This is a genomic window from Parapedobacter soli, from assembly GCF_025460835.1.
GTDB lineage: Bacteria > Bacteroidota > Bacteroidia > Sphingobacteriales > Sphingobacteriaceae > Parapedobacter > Parapedobacter soli.
On sequence record NZ_JAMXAY010000027.1, the window covers coordinates 54563 to 71171 of the forward strand.

At 48.7% G+C, this 16609-nt stretch carries 13 protein-coding genes and 1 other RNA gene; 8 read left to right on the top strand and 6 right to left on the bottom strand.

The window, feature by feature from the left end; translation table 11 throughout:
* Window position 1: 1 nt before the first annotated feature.
* Both NGM62_RS12730 and lpxB read left to right on the top strand, forming a co-directional pair.
* Entirely contained in the window at window positions 2-1210 is a 1209-nt protein-coding gene (locus NGM62_RS12730; RefSeq protein WP_262248472.1) for an OprO/OprP family phosphate-selective porin, read from the top strand.
* A gap of 40 nt (window positions 1211-1250) precedes the next feature.
* Window positions 1251-2366, top strand: a complete 1116-nt coding sequence (gene lpxB, locus NGM62_RS12735) for a lipid-A-disaccharide synthase (protein WP_262248474.1) — start codon at window positions 1251-1253, stop codon at window positions 2364-2366.
* 28 nt (window positions 2367-2394) lie between these two features.
* Here the strand turns inward: lpxB and aroB are convergent, their stop codons facing one another.
* The 3 genes from aroB to NGM62_RS12750 are packed head-to-tail and all read right to left on the bottom strand — an operon-like array spanning window position 2395 to window position 4112.
* Window positions 2395-3465: a 3-dehydroquinate synthase gene (gene aroB, locus NGM62_RS12740; protein ID WP_262248476.1), complete on the bottom strand. Its 1071-nt coding sequence runs from the start codon at window positions 3463-3465 to the stop codon at window positions 2395-2397.
* Window positions 3466-3474: 9 nt separating this feature from the next.
* The gene (locus NGM62_RS12745; protein WP_262248478.1) at window positions 3475-3900 is read right to left on the bottom strand and encodes a hypothetical protein; all 426 of its coding nucleotides are present in this window, start codon (window positions 3898-3900) and stop codon (window positions 3475-3477) included.
* Complete coding sequence (locus NGM62_RS12750) at window positions 3897-4112, bottom strand: RNA-binding S4 domain-containing protein (protein WP_262248480.1); 216 nt, start codon at window positions 4110-4112, stop codon at window positions 3897-3899. The genes NGM62_RS12745 and NGM62_RS12750 overlap by 4 nt, the downstream gene beginning before the upstream one ends.
* Before the next feature lie 237 nt (window positions 4113-4349).
* On the opposite strand from NGM62_RS12750, the gene gltB reads away from it, so the two are divergent.
* Both gltB and NGM62_RS12760 read left to right on the top strand, forming a co-directional pair.
* On the top strand, window positions 4350-8864 hold the full coding sequence (gene gltB / locus NGM62_RS12755; protein ID WP_262248482.1) for a glutamate synthase large subunit: 4515 nt from the start codon (window positions 4350-4352) through the stop codon (window positions 8862-8864).
* Window positions 8865-8878: 14 nt separating this feature from the next.
* The gene (locus tag NGM62_RS12760) at window positions 8879-10363 is read left to right on the top strand and encodes a glutamate synthase subunit beta (RefSeq protein ID WP_262248483.1); all 1485 of its coding nucleotides are present in this window, start codon (window positions 8879-8881) and stop codon (window positions 10361-10363) included.
* A 157-nt stretch (window positions 10364-10520) separates the two neighbouring features.
* On the opposite strand, the gene NGM62_RS12765 is transcribed toward NGM62_RS12760, so the two are convergent.
* A complete protein-coding gene (locus tag NGM62_RS12765) occupies window positions 10521-11621 on the bottom strand; it encodes an LptF/LptG family permease (protein ID WP_262248484.1) in 1101 nt (366 codons plus the stop codon).
* Window positions 11618-12748: a tRNA guanosine(34) transglycosylase Tgt gene (gene tgt, locus NGM62_RS12770; protein ID WP_262248486.1), complete on the bottom strand. Its 1131-nt coding sequence runs from the start codon at window positions 12746-12748 to the stop codon at window positions 11618-11620. Before tgt ends, NGM62_RS12765 begins: the two co-directional genes overlap by 4 nt.
* Window positions 12749-12822: 74 nt before the next feature.
* On the opposite strand from tgt, the gene NGM62_RS12775 reads away from it, so the two are divergent.
* A complete protein-coding gene (locus NGM62_RS12775) occupies window positions 12823-13977 on the top strand; it encodes a glycosyltransferase (protein WP_262248488.1) in 1155 nt (384 codons plus the stop codon).
* Window positions 13968-14624, top strand: a complete 657-nt coding sequence (gene rsmG, locus NGM62_RS12780) for a 16S rRNA (guanine(527)-N(7))-methyltransferase RsmG (RefSeq protein WP_262248490.1) — start codon at window positions 13968-13970, stop codon at window positions 14622-14624. Before NGM62_RS12775 ends, rsmG begins: the two co-directional genes overlap by 10 nt.
* Before the next feature lie 2 nt (window positions 14625-14626).
* Here the strand turns inward: rsmG and NGM62_RS12785 are convergent, their stop codons facing one another.
* Window positions 14627-15160, bottom strand: a complete 534-nt coding sequence (locus NGM62_RS12785; protein ID WP_262248492.1) for a DinB family protein — start codon at window positions 15158-15160, stop codon at window positions 14627-14629.
* Window positions 15161-15261: 101 nt separating this feature from the next.
* On the opposite strand from NGM62_RS12785, the gene dprA reads away from it, so the two are divergent.
* Both dprA and ffs read left to right on the top strand, forming a co-directional pair.
* The gene (gene dprA / locus NGM62_RS12790; protein WP_262248494.1) at window positions 15262-16359 is read left to right on the top strand and encodes a DNA-processing protein DprA; all 1098 of its coding nucleotides are present in this window, start codon (window positions 15262-15264) and stop codon (window positions 16357-16359) included.
* 82 nt (window positions 16360-16441) lie between these two features.
* Window positions 16442-16540: signal recognition particle sRNA small type (ffs, locus tag NGM62_RS12795), an RNA gene on the top strand.
* Window positions 16541-16609: the final 69 nt, after the last annotated feature.

Genomic DNA, 16609 nt, shown 5'->3' on the forward strand with positions numbered 1-16609 from the left:
AATGACAAAAATACTTTTTTCAGGTCTCACCGTTTTTAGCATCCTACTTACCGCGTTGACAGCCCTGGCCCAGCGGGAGCACGATGAGCGGCCAACTATTGAAAATTTTAAAGGTATTCAGTATGCTGGCGACGACTCTACATTCTATATCAATTTTCGTTTCCGGATGCAGAGCCGGTTGAAGTATACCTCTGTGGGTGGTGATGATTTGGCTGCGGAAAGCTTCGAAGCACGGATACGGCGGCTCCGGCTGCGAATGGATGGGTACATTTACAACCCCAAGTTTTCATACAGCATCCAATTGGGGTTTACGCGTGGTGACCAGGATGTTGACGACACAGACATCCCCAACCTCGTACGTGATGCCGTTGTTTTTTACAATTTTACAGATAATTTTTATGTGGCATTTGGGCTAAATAAACTACCGGGTAATCGCCAGCGCGTCAATTCTTCGGGCGAATTGCAATTTGCCGAACGATCTTTGGTCAATTCGACTTTCAACGTAGACCGCGATTTTGGTATTAAAGCCTATTATTCTCCAAAAATCGGGTCAATCCCTTTTCATTTCAAAGGTGCTATCAGCACCGGTGAAGGCCGGGCGGCCAACCTGACTGACGATGGCCTCGCTTATACTGGACGGGCGGAGTTTCTACCTCTAGGCGAGTTTTCCAACGGTGGTGATTACTATGAGGGTGACTTGGAGTACGAAGAATTACCCAAGCTATCTATCGGTGGAGGGTACAGTTATAACGACCGCACAACCCGACTACACGGACAAACCGGCAAATACATCGGCATTCCGCTTTCACTACATACATCGTTTTACGACGCGATTCTCAAATATCGTGGATGGGCCTATCAGGTTGAGTACATGAAACGCGGCGTCGACGACCCCATCACTATCGACAGCGAGGGCGAGATGGCCTACGCATTCAAGGGACAGGGGGTAAACCAGCAACTCTCATACCTTATCAACAGAGATGCCGGGTATGAGCTGGCAGGACGTTATACATGGATCAAGCCGCATGACGATATCCGTGTATTTGAAACACAAACAGAGGTGGTCGAGTTAGGCTTGACAAAATATTTCCGTGCACACCGCCTGAAATTGCAGCTCAATGCCCACTATCAAATTAGCGACGGTACCTATCGTATAGACCATACCGGCAACCATTGGGGAGGAACATTTCAAATCGAGTTGGGTATATAGACTCAGAAATACGGATTATATAGCTTAGCGACAGTAAGGAATGAGATATTACGTGATAGCCGGAGAAACGTCAGGCGACCTGCACGGTGCCAACTTAATCACTGCGTTAAAAAAAACGGATTCCGCAGCAGTATTTCGTATTGTCGGAGGTGATCGCATGCAACACGCTTCGGGCGAAACAGCGATTATCCATACCTCAAAAATGGCATTTATGGGTTTCGTGGAAGTCCTTGCCAATATCCGGACAATCATAAAGAACCTCAGCACAGTAAAAAAAGACATCGTCACCTATAAGCCGGACACCCTCATACTCATCGACTTCCCCGGCTTCAATCTTAAAATTGCCGAGTTTGGTAAGAAGATGGGCCTTCCCGTGTGTTATTATATCTCGCCAAAAGTCTGGGCATGGAACCAACGGCGTGTTTTAAAGATCAAGCGTATTGTCGACAAATTGTTCTGTATCCTTCCATTCGAAGTCGATTTCTACAGAAAATGGGGCATGGAGGTTGATTACGTGGGCAATCCACTTTTGGATGCTATCGCAAACCACACCGCAGACCCTCACTTCATCGAACGGCATCAACTTGAAGGGAAACCCATCATCGCGATGCTACCTGGTAGCCGTGCGATGGAAATCCAGCGTTTATTGCCGATCATGGCTGGCGTTTCGAGATTGTTCCCCGGGCACCATTGCGTGGTTGCTGGCGCACCGAACTTTACAAAGGCGTTTTACGAACAACATATGGATGGGCTGGTGTTGCCTGTTATCTTCGATGCCACATACGACATACTTAGGCATGCCGAAGCTGCCGTAGTGACGAGCGGCACAGCGACATTGGAAGCCGCATTGCTACGGACACCCCAGGTTGTCGTCTACAAAGCAAACCCCCTATCTATCGCAATTGCACGAATGGTCATTAAAATACGGTTCATTTCGCTTGTCAACCTGATTACTGACATGCTGGCCGTGCGGGAACTCATCCAGAAGGATTGCAATGTGGACAGCATCGCTGATGAATTGGATCTGTTAATCAACAACAGTGACTATAGGGAAAACATCTTCGAGAATTATGGCCTGCTTATGGAGAAGATGGGCAAACCGGGAGCATCCGAACGTACGGCCGAATTGATAACGGCTTTCATGGCACAAGCCTAGGTATAATTAATGTTTAGTCTGTTCGGGTTTATCCCACCAGCTCTCTATAAAAGTCAAGGCTTTCTTCAATGATCTTCTCCTCGACAAAAACATCAATATCACATGCCCCAATATCACTGAGCAAGGCAAAACCGATACGATTGCCACTATTCTTCTTATCGTTTTTCATCAAGGCGACCAATTGGTTGTAGATTTCCTTTTCGTAGTGATAATCGGGAAAATGCTTACGCATGGTTTCGATGATGTCGGCCAAACCCGCTTCTCCCAAACCGTTTAAACGCCGTGCAAGGTAGGCTTCGCAAATCATGCCGACGGCAATCGCTTCGCCGTGCAGCAAAGGGTCGCGGTCATTGGCCAACGAATAACCTTCGATGGCATGGCCGATAGTATGTCCGAAATTCAGGACTTTACGCCGGCCTTTTTCGTGAGGGTCCCCCATGACCACCTTATTTTTTATGGACACGGAATGTTTGATATCCGCTAAGCCTACAGCGTCCACATTCTTTTCTTTCACCGCCTCGTAAAAAGTATTGTCTGCAATCAGCCCGTGCTTAATAAGCTCTGCAAAACCAGAGACCAATTGGCGCTTATCTAAAGTTTCAAGAAACTTCGTGGCAATAAACACAGCTTTCGGCTGTGCGAACGTACCTATAACGTTTTTCACATGGTCCATATCGATACCCGTCTTGCCACCTACCGACGCATCCACCTGCGACAACAGGGTGGTGGGAACTTGTACGAAATCTATCCCACGTTTGAAAGTGGATGCGGCAAAGCCCCCCATATCGGTTACCACTCCCCCACCCAGATTAATCATCAGACTCTGCCTATCGGCACCGAAATCCAACATCATCCTCCAGATTCCCACACAAAAATCAATATTCTTATTCTCCTCACCCGGGTCTACCTCAATAATATTGTACTTCTGGAGCTGCGGTACAGCATCTTGGAGTACCGGCAGGCAATACGTGCTGGTATTCCGATCGGTAAGTATCATTACATTCGAATAACGGCTCGCTTTTATAAAAGTATCCAGTGATGCCAACGTATTGTCGAACACCACGTCATAATCCGTACTCCTTATACTGTTTCTGTCCATTTATTTATGTTACCTTGCTTTCATCAATTTCAATTCAAAATCTTTCACCCTATCATAGTAAGGAATACTCGAAGTCCGTGCAAATTGGATGAAATGCATAATCACGCTATCGCGTTGGTGCTGCGGAAGGGTAAGTACAATATCCTCCCCTTGGCCGTCCAATATACGGAGTCGCTTTACTTCCTTTACCGAGTCGGGAAACTGTTCCACCTGCATCAATACCGCGGCGTACTTCTGGACACCTTTAGAATAGGCAGCTAATGCAGACGACACCTCCACAGTATCAGACTCAATCTTCTCTGCCACCTCTTCTGTCCCTTTTGATAAATAAGCTTCTACGGGGATAACTAAAATGTAAGGTTTGATTGCGTCCTTGTCTCCCCCTCGACAACCGCATAACGCGGCGACCAATGCCAGTGAAATTAATGCTTTCATGCCGATTCAGTAATTTGCACCTGTTTTCTATTAAACTCTACAGTATCACCCGGTCTCACCTTCAAACGCTTCCGATAATCTACCTCACCGTTCCACCGAACGAGTCCCGCCGATACAGCAGCTTGTGCCTCCCCACCGTTTTCCACCCAATTAAGTGCTTTCAGCAGCTGGATTAATTGAATATACTCGCCCGTAATCTGATAGGTATCCATGCGGCAAAGGTACTGCTTAATTAATGGTAAACCAACTCATAGAAAGCAATGGAAAGGCGGTGAATCGCAACATCCATTGCAAAGTAAATAACCATAACACATATATATTATCATTTTATCAAAAAAAACAGCATTTAATAACTATTCATTAATGAATATCATAAAAATTTAAAAAAAAGTAAATATTTCTACAATTAATTGCTAATTTTACAAAATCAAATATGCTAACTAGACAGGATGACAAGTATATCAAAACAAGCAGAAGGACTTTATCAGTCTGATTTTGAACGGGATGCATGCGGAGTGGGATTTGTCGCCAATATCAAGGGAAACAAGACGCATACACAGGTTCGTGATGCATTGACGATGCTGGAAAACATGGAGCACCGCGGTGCTTGCGGCTGTGATCCAGAAAGCGGAGACGGTGCTGGTATCATGCTCCAACTTCCACATGAGTTTCTATGGGAAGAATGCATATCGTTAGGCATACAACTCAGTGAACCCGGTTATTACGGTACGGGAATGGCTTTCCTACCGAAAAATCCAAAGGCAAACGAATTGGGGCGACTGATTATCCAGCAGGCAGCCGAAGAACGGGGTATGGACTTCCTTGGGTTCCGAATAGTGCCAGTGAATCCTGAAGGTATTGGAAGCACAGCGTTGAGTGTGGAGCCCGAAATTGTTCAATTCTTTGTAGCACGTCCTACTGGAATCACCACCACGGCGGAATTTGAGCGGAAATTATTTGTGCTACGGCGGCTTATTACCAAGAAGGCCGAGGAGGCACAAGGGCCTTCAGACCACATTTACATTGCTTCTCTTTCTTGCAAAGTTATTGTATATAAAGGTCAACTAACTACCTATCAAGTTGGTACATATTTCCCAGATTTGTCGGATGAGCGTGTCACGTCCGCATTCGGATTGGTTCATTCGCGATTCTCTACCAATACATTTCCTTCTTGGCAATTAGCACAGCCGTTCCGTATGCTCGCCCATAATGGCGAAATAAATACGCTAACCGGAAATCTCAACTGGTTCTATGCCGGGTTGCGTTCACTATCGTCTCCTTATTTCACTGAAGAGGAAATGCAAATCCTACTCCCGGTTGTAGACGGTCACCAATCTGATTCGGCCTGCCTGGACAACGTAGCAGAACTATTATTGCATAGTGGCAGGAGTGTCGCCCATGCCATGCTGATGATGGTGCCTGAAGCGTGGGATGGAAATACACAAATGGATCCGCTTAAAAAAGTATTCTATGAGTATCACGCCACGCTGATGGAACCATGGGACGGACCCGCGGCACTCTGTTTCACCGACGGTACTATCATCGGTGCAATGCTAGACCGCAATGGGTTGCGGCCGTTACGATTTGCCATCACGTCAGACGATCGAGTGATTGTGGCCTCGGAAGCCGGTGCACTTCCAGTAGATGAACATATCATTATAAAAAAAGGCCGCCAACAGCCCGGAAAAATTTTCTTGATAGACCTGGAAAAAGGTGAAATCCTCTCTGACGACCAGGTAAAAAGCGAACTCGCCACACGCCAACCTTATGGCGATTGGCTGCACCAGTACAAAATCCGCATGGATGAGCTGGCAGAACCGCGGGTTACTTTCACCTATCTTTCCAAAGAATCGGTATTCAAATACCAGCAGATATTCGGCTATTCCCGGGAAGACGTGGAACATATCATCACACCGATGGCGTTAGACGGCAAGGAGCCGATTGGCTCCATGGGTACTGATGTGCCATTAGCCGTATTGTCCAACCATCCACAGCACCTATCAAGTTATTTCAAGCAATTTTTTGCACAGGTTACCAACCCCCCCATCGACCCAATCAGGGAGCGACTGGTGATGAGCCTTGCCACCTTCATCGGCAATGCAGGGAATATCCTCGATGAGGATAAAATGCATTGTCATTGCGTGGCCCTCGAACACCCAATCATAACCAGCCGGGAGCTTGAGAAACTACGCAGCATCGATACCGGGATATTCCAAGCCAAGACATTACAATGTTACTTTAATGCGACGGGCAAACCCGGAGCGCTGAAAGATGGACTGGACCGCCTGTGCCGGTACGCTGAAGATGCGGTACGCGATGGGTTTGAGGTCATTATATTATCTGACCGTGCCATCGACTCGCAACATGCGGCCATACCGTCACTGCTTGCCGTCTCAGCCGTGCACCATCATCTTATCAAAACCGGCCATCGTGGTGCAGTTGGTCTGGTGGTAGAGGGCGGTGATGTATGGGAAGTACACCATTTCGCCTGCCTGTTAGCATTCGGCGCTACCGCCGTCAATCCCTACATGGCCTTGGCAACGGTGCGTACCCTTAAAGAACAAAAACTGTTGGATACGACGCTGACTTGGCCGCAGCTGGCAAAAAACTACGTAAAGGCTGTATGCGGTGGGTTACTCAAAATTTTCTCCAAAATGGGTATTTCCACCCTACAGTCCTACCATGGAGCGCAGATATTTGAGGTGCTTGGCATCAACAAAGACGTGGTCGACAATTACTTCTGCGGTACCGTATCCCGAATTGGCGGACTGGATCTGGACGATATCGCCCGCGAAGTATTAAGCAAACACCACCGCGGCTTTACAAGTACGCGCAATGCGAAAGACCTCCTGCCCGAAGGGGGCATCTATCAATGGAAGAGACGGGGTGAGGCCCATTTATTCAACCCTCAAACCGTCCACCTGTTGCAGCAGGCCTGCCGTACCGGCGACTATGAAACTTATAAAAAGTATGCCGCATACATCAATAACCAAACCGAAAGGCGATACACGTTGCGTGGACTGCTTGATTTCGCAAGACACCGTTCTTCCATCAGTGTAGACGAAGTAGAGCCAGCCGAAAACATCATGAAACGCTTCGCAACGGGTGCCATGTCCTTCGGCTCAATTTCGCACGAAGCACACAGTACGCTAGCTATCGCTATGAACCGTATCGGTGGGAAAAGCAACACAGGTGAGGGTGGCGAAGACGAAATGCGTTATATCCCGCTGCCGAATGGTGATTCGATGCGGTCTGCCATCAAACAGGTGGCCTCGGGCCGTTTCGGTGTGACGTCATACTACCTTACACAAGCTGATGAACTGCAGATTAAGATGGCTCAGGGTGCAAAACCCGGAGAAGGTGGGCAGCTGCCTGGCCATAAAGTGGATTCGTGGATTGCCAAGGTGAGACACTCCACCCCTGGCGTAGGGCTGATATCCCCACCACCTCACCACGACATCTACTCAATCGAAGACCTGGCGCAACTGATCTTCGACTTGAAAAATGCCAACCGCGAAGCCCGCATCAATGTCAAACTGGTATCGAAAGCTGGAGTGGGCACCATCGCTGCGGGTGTGGCTAAAGCACACGCTGACGTTATCCTTATCGCAGGATACGATGGCGGCACCGGTGCCTCGCCCATCAGCTCAATCAAGCACGCCGGTCTACCTTGGGAACTAGGTCTCGCAGAGAGCCACCAAACATTGGTAAAAAATGGTCTCCGCAGCCGGGTGGTACTACAGACTGACGGACAGCTTAAAACGGGAAGAGACTTGGCTATCGCCACATTATTAGGTGCCGAAGAGTGGGGCGTGGCCACAGCTGCATTGGTTGCAGGGGGATGCATCATGATGCGCAAATGCCACCTGAATACATGCCCCGTGGGTGTGGCCACGCAAGATCCTGAACTACGGAAACTTTTCACCGGGAAACCGGAAGATATTGTCAACCTATTCCGTTTCCTCGCCGAAGAGCTCCGCGAAATAATGGCTGACCTCGGCTTTCGTACCATCAATGAGATGGTAGGCCGGGCACAGTTCCTCAAGAAAAGGGAAGATATCGAGCACTGGAAAATCCGCAAGGTGGACCTTACCCGTATCTTATATGTGGCCCACAGCCGTAGGGGCGATGCGTTGTACCAGACCGAGCAACAGAATCACGGTTTGGATATGGTCCTGGATTGGGGTTTGGTAAAGCAGGCACGAAAAGCGTTGGACAGTAAAACACCCGTATTCGGTACATTCAACGTCAAAAATACTGACCGCACAATCGGCACGCTGCTCTCGAATGAGGTTTCTAAAATCTATGGCGGTGAGGGACTCCCCGATAATACTATCAACTACAAATTTATCGGGTCGGCCGGACAGAGCTTCGGAGCCTTCGCGGCAAAGGGATTGTCTTTCGAATTGGAGGGTGAAGCAAACGATTACGTAGGCAAAGGTCTCTCAGGCGCACAACTATCCATTTACCCAACGTCCGACAGCCCACGGGTACCCCATGAGCACATCATTATCGGAAATGTCGCACTATACGGCGCCACATCGGGGCACCTCTTCGTTTGTGGCCAAGCCGGCGAACGGTTTGCCGTGCGCAACTCGGGTGCCACTGCGGTTGTAGAAGGTGTAGGCGACCACGGCTGCGAGTATATGACCGGAGGGCGTGCGCTGATATTGGGCGCTACCGGGCGGAACTTTGCCGCCGGGATGAGCGGCGGTATCGCGTGGGTTTACGATGCCTTAGGATCGTTCAGGATGAATTGTAATACGGAAATGGTAGACCTAGACCCACTGGAAACAGAAGATGAAACAGCAATCATAACATTGCTCAAACGGCACGCCCACCTCACCGGAAGCAAGCGCGCCACACAGATTTTAAAAAATTGGAAAACAGAAAGGACCTGTTTCATCAAAGTATTCCCGAGGGAGTACAAGAATGTGGTACGGTCAACATTGGTAGAAGCATAAATGCTAAAGAAAACATGGGAAAACCAACGGGATTCAAGGAATATGATCGGAAGCTTCCGGGCAAGGATGCTGTAGCCGACCGTAAAAAAACTTACAATGAGTTTGTACATGCCTATAGCGATAACGAGCTGAACAAACAAGCAGCCCGATGCATGAATTGTGGGATACCGTTCTGCCACTCCGGCTGTCCACTGGGTAACGTAATCCCAGAGTTTAACGACGCTGTGTATGATGGCAGGTGGGAAGATGCATATCGGATATTGACATCTACTAACAACTTCCCCGAATTTACAGGCCGGATATGCCCTGCGCCCTGTGAATCGGCGTGCGTATTGGGCATCAACCGCCCGCCTGTAACGATTGAGGAAATCGAGAAACACATCATTGAAATCGCATTCAAACGGGATTTCGTTAAACCACGGCCAGCCCATCTGAAGACGGGGAGGCGGGTGGCTATTGTGGGTAGCGGCCCTGCGGGCCTAGCCGCAGCAGCCCAATTGATTAAAGTGGGCCACGATGTAACCGTATATGAACGGGATGATAAGCCCGGCGGGTTACTCCGGTACGGCATTCCTGATTTCAAGCTCGAAAAGTGGGTCATTGACCGACGGATAAAAGTCTTGCAGGCCGAAGGCGTCCTTTTCCGCTGCAATGCAGAAGTAGGCAAAAACGTACCGGTTACCGAATTAGAGGCTTATGATGCCGTGGTACTTGCCGGCGGGTCGACAATACCTCGCGACCTGAATATACCCGGACGTGAACTAAATGGAGTACATTTTGCCATGGAACTCCTAAAGCAACAGAACAAGCGAGTGGGCAGCTCACCTTTCACCGAAAGAGATATCATCGCATCGAAAAAAAATGTCCTTGTTATCGGCGGTGGCGACACCGGCTCTGACTGTGTGGGCACATCGAACCGCCAAGGTGCCAAATCAGTGACACAATTTGAATTGATGCCCCAGCCACCGAAGGAGCGTACAGCAGCCATGCCGTGGCCTACCTACCCGATGTTACTGAAGACGACCACTTCGCACGAAGAAGGATGTGACCGTGAATGGGGTATTGGAACGAAAGCATTCATAGGTGACGGCCAAGGCAACCTCAAGGGTGTTTCCATCGTTGATCTCGAATGGGAAAGGGACCCTCTTGGGCGCCCAGTAAAGTTCAAGGAGATTGCAGGATCCGAGCGGGAATTACCGTGCGAACTCGTTCTACTGGCCATGGGCTTTTTATATCCGCAACATGACGGCTTACTGTACCAATTGGGTGTAAAACTCGATGGACGGGGCAATGTAGAAGCCCTCGAAGGTGACTATCAGACGTCCGTAAGCCGGGTTTTTGTTGCCGGAGACATGCGCCGCGGCCAATCACTCGTGGTGTGGGCCATATCCGAAGGGCGCGAATGTGCTCGAAAGGTGGATGAATACCTCATGGGTTATTCGGAATTGGAAAGCAAGGATGAAATGGTCGATCTGGCGGATCATAAAGTTTTTTATTAGCTTCTGAATCCCGATTGTAATTGGAAACACCCGACTAAACCACTATTTTAGGCAGTATAATCAATCCACAATTTACGTGGCCTCGCGGGAGATTTCCCAATGGCTCACGACATTCAGGTAATATTCAGGAACGGGAAAAGGCCAACCAACAAGCCATTTATTTGGGTGCCTTATATAACAAATACACCGCCAATACCCCAAAAATCACGTTCGGGATAAAAACTGCAATAAGCGGAGGGAGACCACCTTTGAGGGAGAACATGGTGGCAAATTGGATGAATACAATATAAGTAAAGCTCAATGCAATACCGATGCCCAAGCTCAATCCGATACCGCCTCTCACTTTCTTTGAAGACAGTGCCACCCCCATGATGGTGAGCACATAGGCTGCCAATGGCGTAACAAACCGTTTATATTTCTCCAATAGGAGGTCCGTCATCATTCCAGTACCCCTTATCTGTTCCTTCTCAATCCGAGCATTCAACTCTTTCATATTCATCGCCGTGAAGATGTTGTCATAAACCTCAAAATCCCGCGGCGTCATATCCAGTAATGTATCCATGCTGGCCCCTTTGATCATTTCCTCCTTCAAGGAGTCGACAATCCGTATGGTGTAATTTTCGATACGCCAATTGCTTTTCACCGAATCCCATTGAATCCGGTCGGCCATCAGTTTCTCGGTCATCTCCCCATCATCAAATTTCTCAAGCACGAAATTATAGCCCACTTTGCGGTTGTTGTCGAAGTTATCGATATATACATAGCTGTCATCGTCGATCTGCATGTGCGTTGAGCTTTTCGTGTTATTCGTCACGGGTTTTACATATACCCGTTCGAAGCCTACCTTCAGCTTATTCGTCCGTGGAATGATGTACACGCTAAAGATGAAGTTGAGCGCAAAAATAATGGTTGCCGCCACCATATATGGCCTAATGAAGCGGTTGAAGCTCATCCCACCACTTAAAATCGGGACAATCTCCGTTTGGTCAGCCATTTTTGCCGTAAAAAAGATAACCGCAATGAAGTTAATTAACGGAGAAAGCATATTGAGGTAGAAGGGTACGAATCCAGCGTAATACTCAAATACGATTTTCGATAGCGGCGCATCGTGTTTCATGAAGTCATCCAACCGCTCGGAGACATCGAACACCACAGCCACTACGGTAAAGATGGCCATGGTAAACAGGAATGTGCTCAGGTACTTACCGATGATGTATCTGTCTATGGTATTTAAATAAGGTATGCGCGCCCAATTCATAACTTTTCCCCCAATTGCGTGGTCATCTTATTCTTCCATTCGCGGAAGTCGCCCGCTTGGATGTGCTTACGCGCCTCGCGGACCAGCCACAGATAAAAATGGAGGTTATGCAGCGATGCAATCTGTGCCCCCAGAATTTCCTGCGAGCGGATAAGATGCCTCAGGTATGCCTTGGTGTACACCCGATCTGCCAGCAGGTCGCTATCGGCATCAATCGGTGTGAAATCAGCTTCCCATTTTTTGTTCTTGATGTTGATGATGCCGTTTTTTGTAAACAGCATGCCGTTGCGTGCATTCCGTGTAGGCATCACGCAGTCGAACATATCGATACCTAGGGCAATGTTTTCCAGGATATTGATTGGTGTGCCGACCCCCATCAGGTAGCGGGGCTTTTCGGTAGGGAGTATATCACAGACTACTTCCGTCATGGCATACATCTCTTCCGCCGGCTCACCCACAGACAGTCCGCCGATGGCATTACCATCGCGGCCAAATTCAGCGATGGTTTCGGCCGATTTTTCCCGCAGGTCACGATAAACAGAGCCCTGCACAATGGGAAAAAGGGCCTGCTCATAGCCATATAATGGATCGGTGGCGTCAAACCGATCGCAGCACCGCTGCAGCCAGCGATGGGTCATATCTAGGGAACGCCGCGCGTAGTGGTAATCGCAAGGATAGGGGGTGCATTCATCAAACGCCATAATGATATCGGCCCCGATGATGCGCTGGGTATCCATCACATTCTCGGGCGTAAAAAGGTGTTTGGAGCCGTCGATATGCGAGCGGAAAGTGACACCTTCCTCTTTGATTTTGCGCACCTCGGTGAGCGAATACACCTGATAGCCGCCACTGTCGGTCAATATCGGCCCCAACCAGCTATTAAAGCGATGGAGCCCTCCGGCAGCTTGTATGACATCCAGTCCCGGGCGCAGGTACAGATGGTAGGTATTACCAAGTATAATTTGGGCCTTTACGGCATCTACCAGCTCATGCTGATGAACGGCCTTTACAGTACCAGCCGTCCCCACTGGCATAAAGATGGGGGTTTCGATGGTGCCGTGTGCGGTTTCGATGAGACCGGCACGTGCCTTGGATTGGCTATCTGTTGCCTGAAGCGTAAATTTCATTCGGACGCAAAAATAGCAAAAACAACCCATTGCCACAGACGGCCGGCTATGATTTTAAATTTAACGTGTTATCTTTGGCAGCATATATGGATGTACTCAACCAAATTACCGAAACACCGTTCTACCTGTTGCTAGGTGCATGCGGACTGCTTTTGGTATTCCAGCTGTATTTTCTGCTTTTTGTTTACAGTCGGCTCGCTTTTTATAAAAAACCCCCAATAAAAAAAAACACCAAGCAGCTACCGTTATCGGTCATCATCTGTGCCCGAAATGAAGAGGAGAACCTACAGCAAAATCTGCCAAAAATCCTCAACCAGAACTATCACCAGTTTGAAGTCATACTGGTCAACGATTTCTCTGAAGACGAAACCAAGTGGTTACTGAAAGAATTGTGTACCAAACACAGCCATTTGAAGGTCGTCGAAATCGCGGAGCATGTCCGTCTCAAACACGGCAAGAAGTTCGCCGTCACGTTGGGTATCAAAGCTGCCCAATACGAACACCTGGTTTTCACGGATGCCGATTGCGTACCGCAATCGGACCAATGGCTCCAACACATGGCAGATGCATTCGACAGCGGCGAGGAAATCATATTGGGGTATTCTCCATACACGAGAAAGCCGGGATTCCTAAACGCCTTAATCCGTTTTGAGACCTTCCATACGGCGATGAGCTACCTATCTTATGCCCTCAAGGGCAACGCATATATGGGGGTAGGGCGCAACCTCGGTTATACAAAAAGTTTATTCTTCCGGGGGAAGGGTTTTGCTGCACACATGCATATCCTATCGGGCGATGACGACTTATTCGTTAACCAGAACGCCACACCGCATAACACCGCCATCTGCATCGAACCGGAGGCACAGGTATGGAGCGAACCGAAAACCACATTTGCGGCATATATCCAACAGAAAACGCGGCATGCAGGCGCCTCGAAGGCTTACCGACCGTCCCACCGGCGGATGCTGGCCACGCAACTGGTCAGCGCATTTCTTTTCTACGTGTTGGCTATCGTGTCATTGGTGTTATACCCATGGTATTGGCCGGTAATCGTAGGCATGTACGTGTTGCGGTTTGTTGTGCAGCTGTTCATCTACATCCCCACCATGAAAAAATTACAGGTAAAAGGGTTGATATGGAGGTTGCCATTTTTGGATATTTTTTACTATGGGTATATCTGCATCAATGGGTTTTTCGCGCTATACAAAAAAGATGTTCGATGGAAATAGCTAATAGGAATACGTTAAACCCGGGAGTAGACATCATTTACCGCTATTTCCCGAAGCTGTCGGAAAAGCAACGGGAGCAGTACCTGCAATTGGGCGAGCTGTATCCACATTGGAATGCACAAATCAACGTGGTGTCACGCAAGGATATCGACAAGCTCTACCTTCACCATGTGCTGCATTCATTGGGCATTGCTAAATTCACCAATTTTGTGGCCGGCACACGGATACTGGATGTCGGTACGGGTGGTGGCTTCCCTGGCATACCGCTGGCCATCTTATTTCCACAGGTCCAATTCCATCTCGTGGATTCCATCGGCAAGAAAATCAAGGTTGTTCGGGAAGTCGCGGCAGCCATCGGCCTGGAAAACGTGGAGGCCGATCACATCCGTGCTGAGCAACTGGATGAGCAATACGACTTCGTAGTGTCTCGCGCCGTTACCCGATTGGCCGATTTCTACCCATGGGTGGCAGACAAATTCCGTAAAAAACATCAAAACAGCATTTCCAATGGCATCCTATATCTTAAAGGCGGCGATTTAAGTGCGGAACTTAGGGAAGCAAAACTCCGCACCGAAGTGTACCCGTTGTCCGGGTATTTCATCGAAAATTTCTTCCTCACCAAGCACATCGTTTATGTACCGGTTTAATATTATCGTTGGCTGTCTACCCACAAAGAAACAAGCTTTATGGTTACCAGAAGTTGACCTACATGTCGCATAGTGTGTTCAGCTGCGTGAAACAACAGCCCAATCAGTGTAGTAGGTATCCGCTTTCTTCCCAAATAGCGAGCATCGGTCAATGTCGTTTCATCCGTATTCTTTAATTGCGATATAGCCGCCTGCACTTGCCTGGTGAGCGCATCAACGAGGTCGGAAGAGCGGATACTGGGTGTCTCCTGACTCTCCGCTCGGAGGTACTCAAATTGCTGTTCGGACAATGGCTGCGCCAATGCATAGGTAAACAACCGGTCAATGACGCCACGGATATGCTGTAAGTGGAACCCAACGGAAGCCCGGCCAGCGGGCTGCACCCATAAGTAGGCATCATCAAAGCTATCCATATAGGACACTATTTCTTCCCCGGCTTGCAATAGTGCATGGGCCACAGGCTGCAACAATGGTGGTACACCTGGCACCGGACCACGCATCCAGACTTCAGGCTTGAGAGACAACTGTTCTGACATATTACAAATGTAATAGACATATTCCATTTCAACAACCTGAAAAAAAGAACGATTTCAGCATACTCCATTCCAGCTAATTTTATTATATTCGCCTATTCAAGATGAGCCTACTTTACCAAATTGCACTGACCAAGGTAAGCGGCGTCGGCCCGGTAGCCGGCCGCCACCTTCTCGCCCATTTCGGTGATGCGAAAGCTATATTTACGGCACCACAAAAAGATCTCAAAAGTATTCCCGGATTAACAAGCAAGGCTGTCATGGGCATTTTGGGTGCTGATACACTCAAGACTGCTGAGAAAGAGCTTCAGTTTATCGAAAAACACGGCATCCAGATTCTCTTTTGGGGAACCGATTCTTATCCGAAACGCCTCGCCGAATGTACTGATGCACCGCTGCTGCTCTATTATAGGGGAAACGCGGATCTCAATGCACCACGCATGGTCAGTATTGTGGGCACACGTAATGCGACCGCTTATGGAAAGTCCATCTGTGCTAACTTCATCAAGGAACTCAAATCGTATAACGTAACCATTATCAGTGGGCTAGCTTACGGAATCGACAGCAGTGCGCACCAAGGCGCATTGGACCACGATATACCAACGATAGGTGTGTTAGGCCATGGCCTCGATCGTATCTACCCGGCGGCCAACCGGGAAATGGCAGCAAGAATGCTTGGTTATGGCGGATTGCTAACCGAGTTTCCCTCGGGTACCAAGCCCGATCGGCAAAATTTCCCCATGCGCAACCGGATTATCGCCGGGCTAGCCGATGTAACGGTCGTCGTGGAAGCTGCCGCCAAAGGGGGTGCATTAATTACCGCCGAATTGGCCAACTCGTATAGCCGCGACGTTTGCGCTTTCCCGGGGAATTTACATCAGGAATTTTCTGCAGGGTGCAATTACCTGATCAAGACACACCGTGCACATTTGATTACCGACACGAAAGACCTCCAATACTTGATGAACTGGGAGCCTGCCGACACACCAAAGCAGCAGACGCAACTCCAGCTGCCCATTTCACTCGGCGAGTCACAACAACGGGTATATAATATCATCCACACGGCCGGAAGGCAATTAGCCATCGATGAGCTGGCCCGGGAGCTACAATGGTCTCAGAGCAAACTTGCGATAACCCTACTTGAATTAGAAATGAATGGTCTAGTCGCTGCCTTACCCGGAAAAGTCTACCGGGCTACTTAAATCATACTGCTGCAAGTCAACGTCTTGCCCCCACCGAATCATTTTTATTGGCAATTACTGCATTTTTTGCTACTTTTGCCGCGGGTAAGTCTTTTACGACCAGCTCCTCGAAAATCCCCCAGGGTGGGAACACAGCAAGGGTATCGGGTTGTAGCGGTGCGATAAAAGTAGCTTACCCTTTTTTTATTCCCACTAGCATTACCCTCGCAGGGATTTCGCTTTTAAAGTTTTAGCACCTTTTCACGGTATT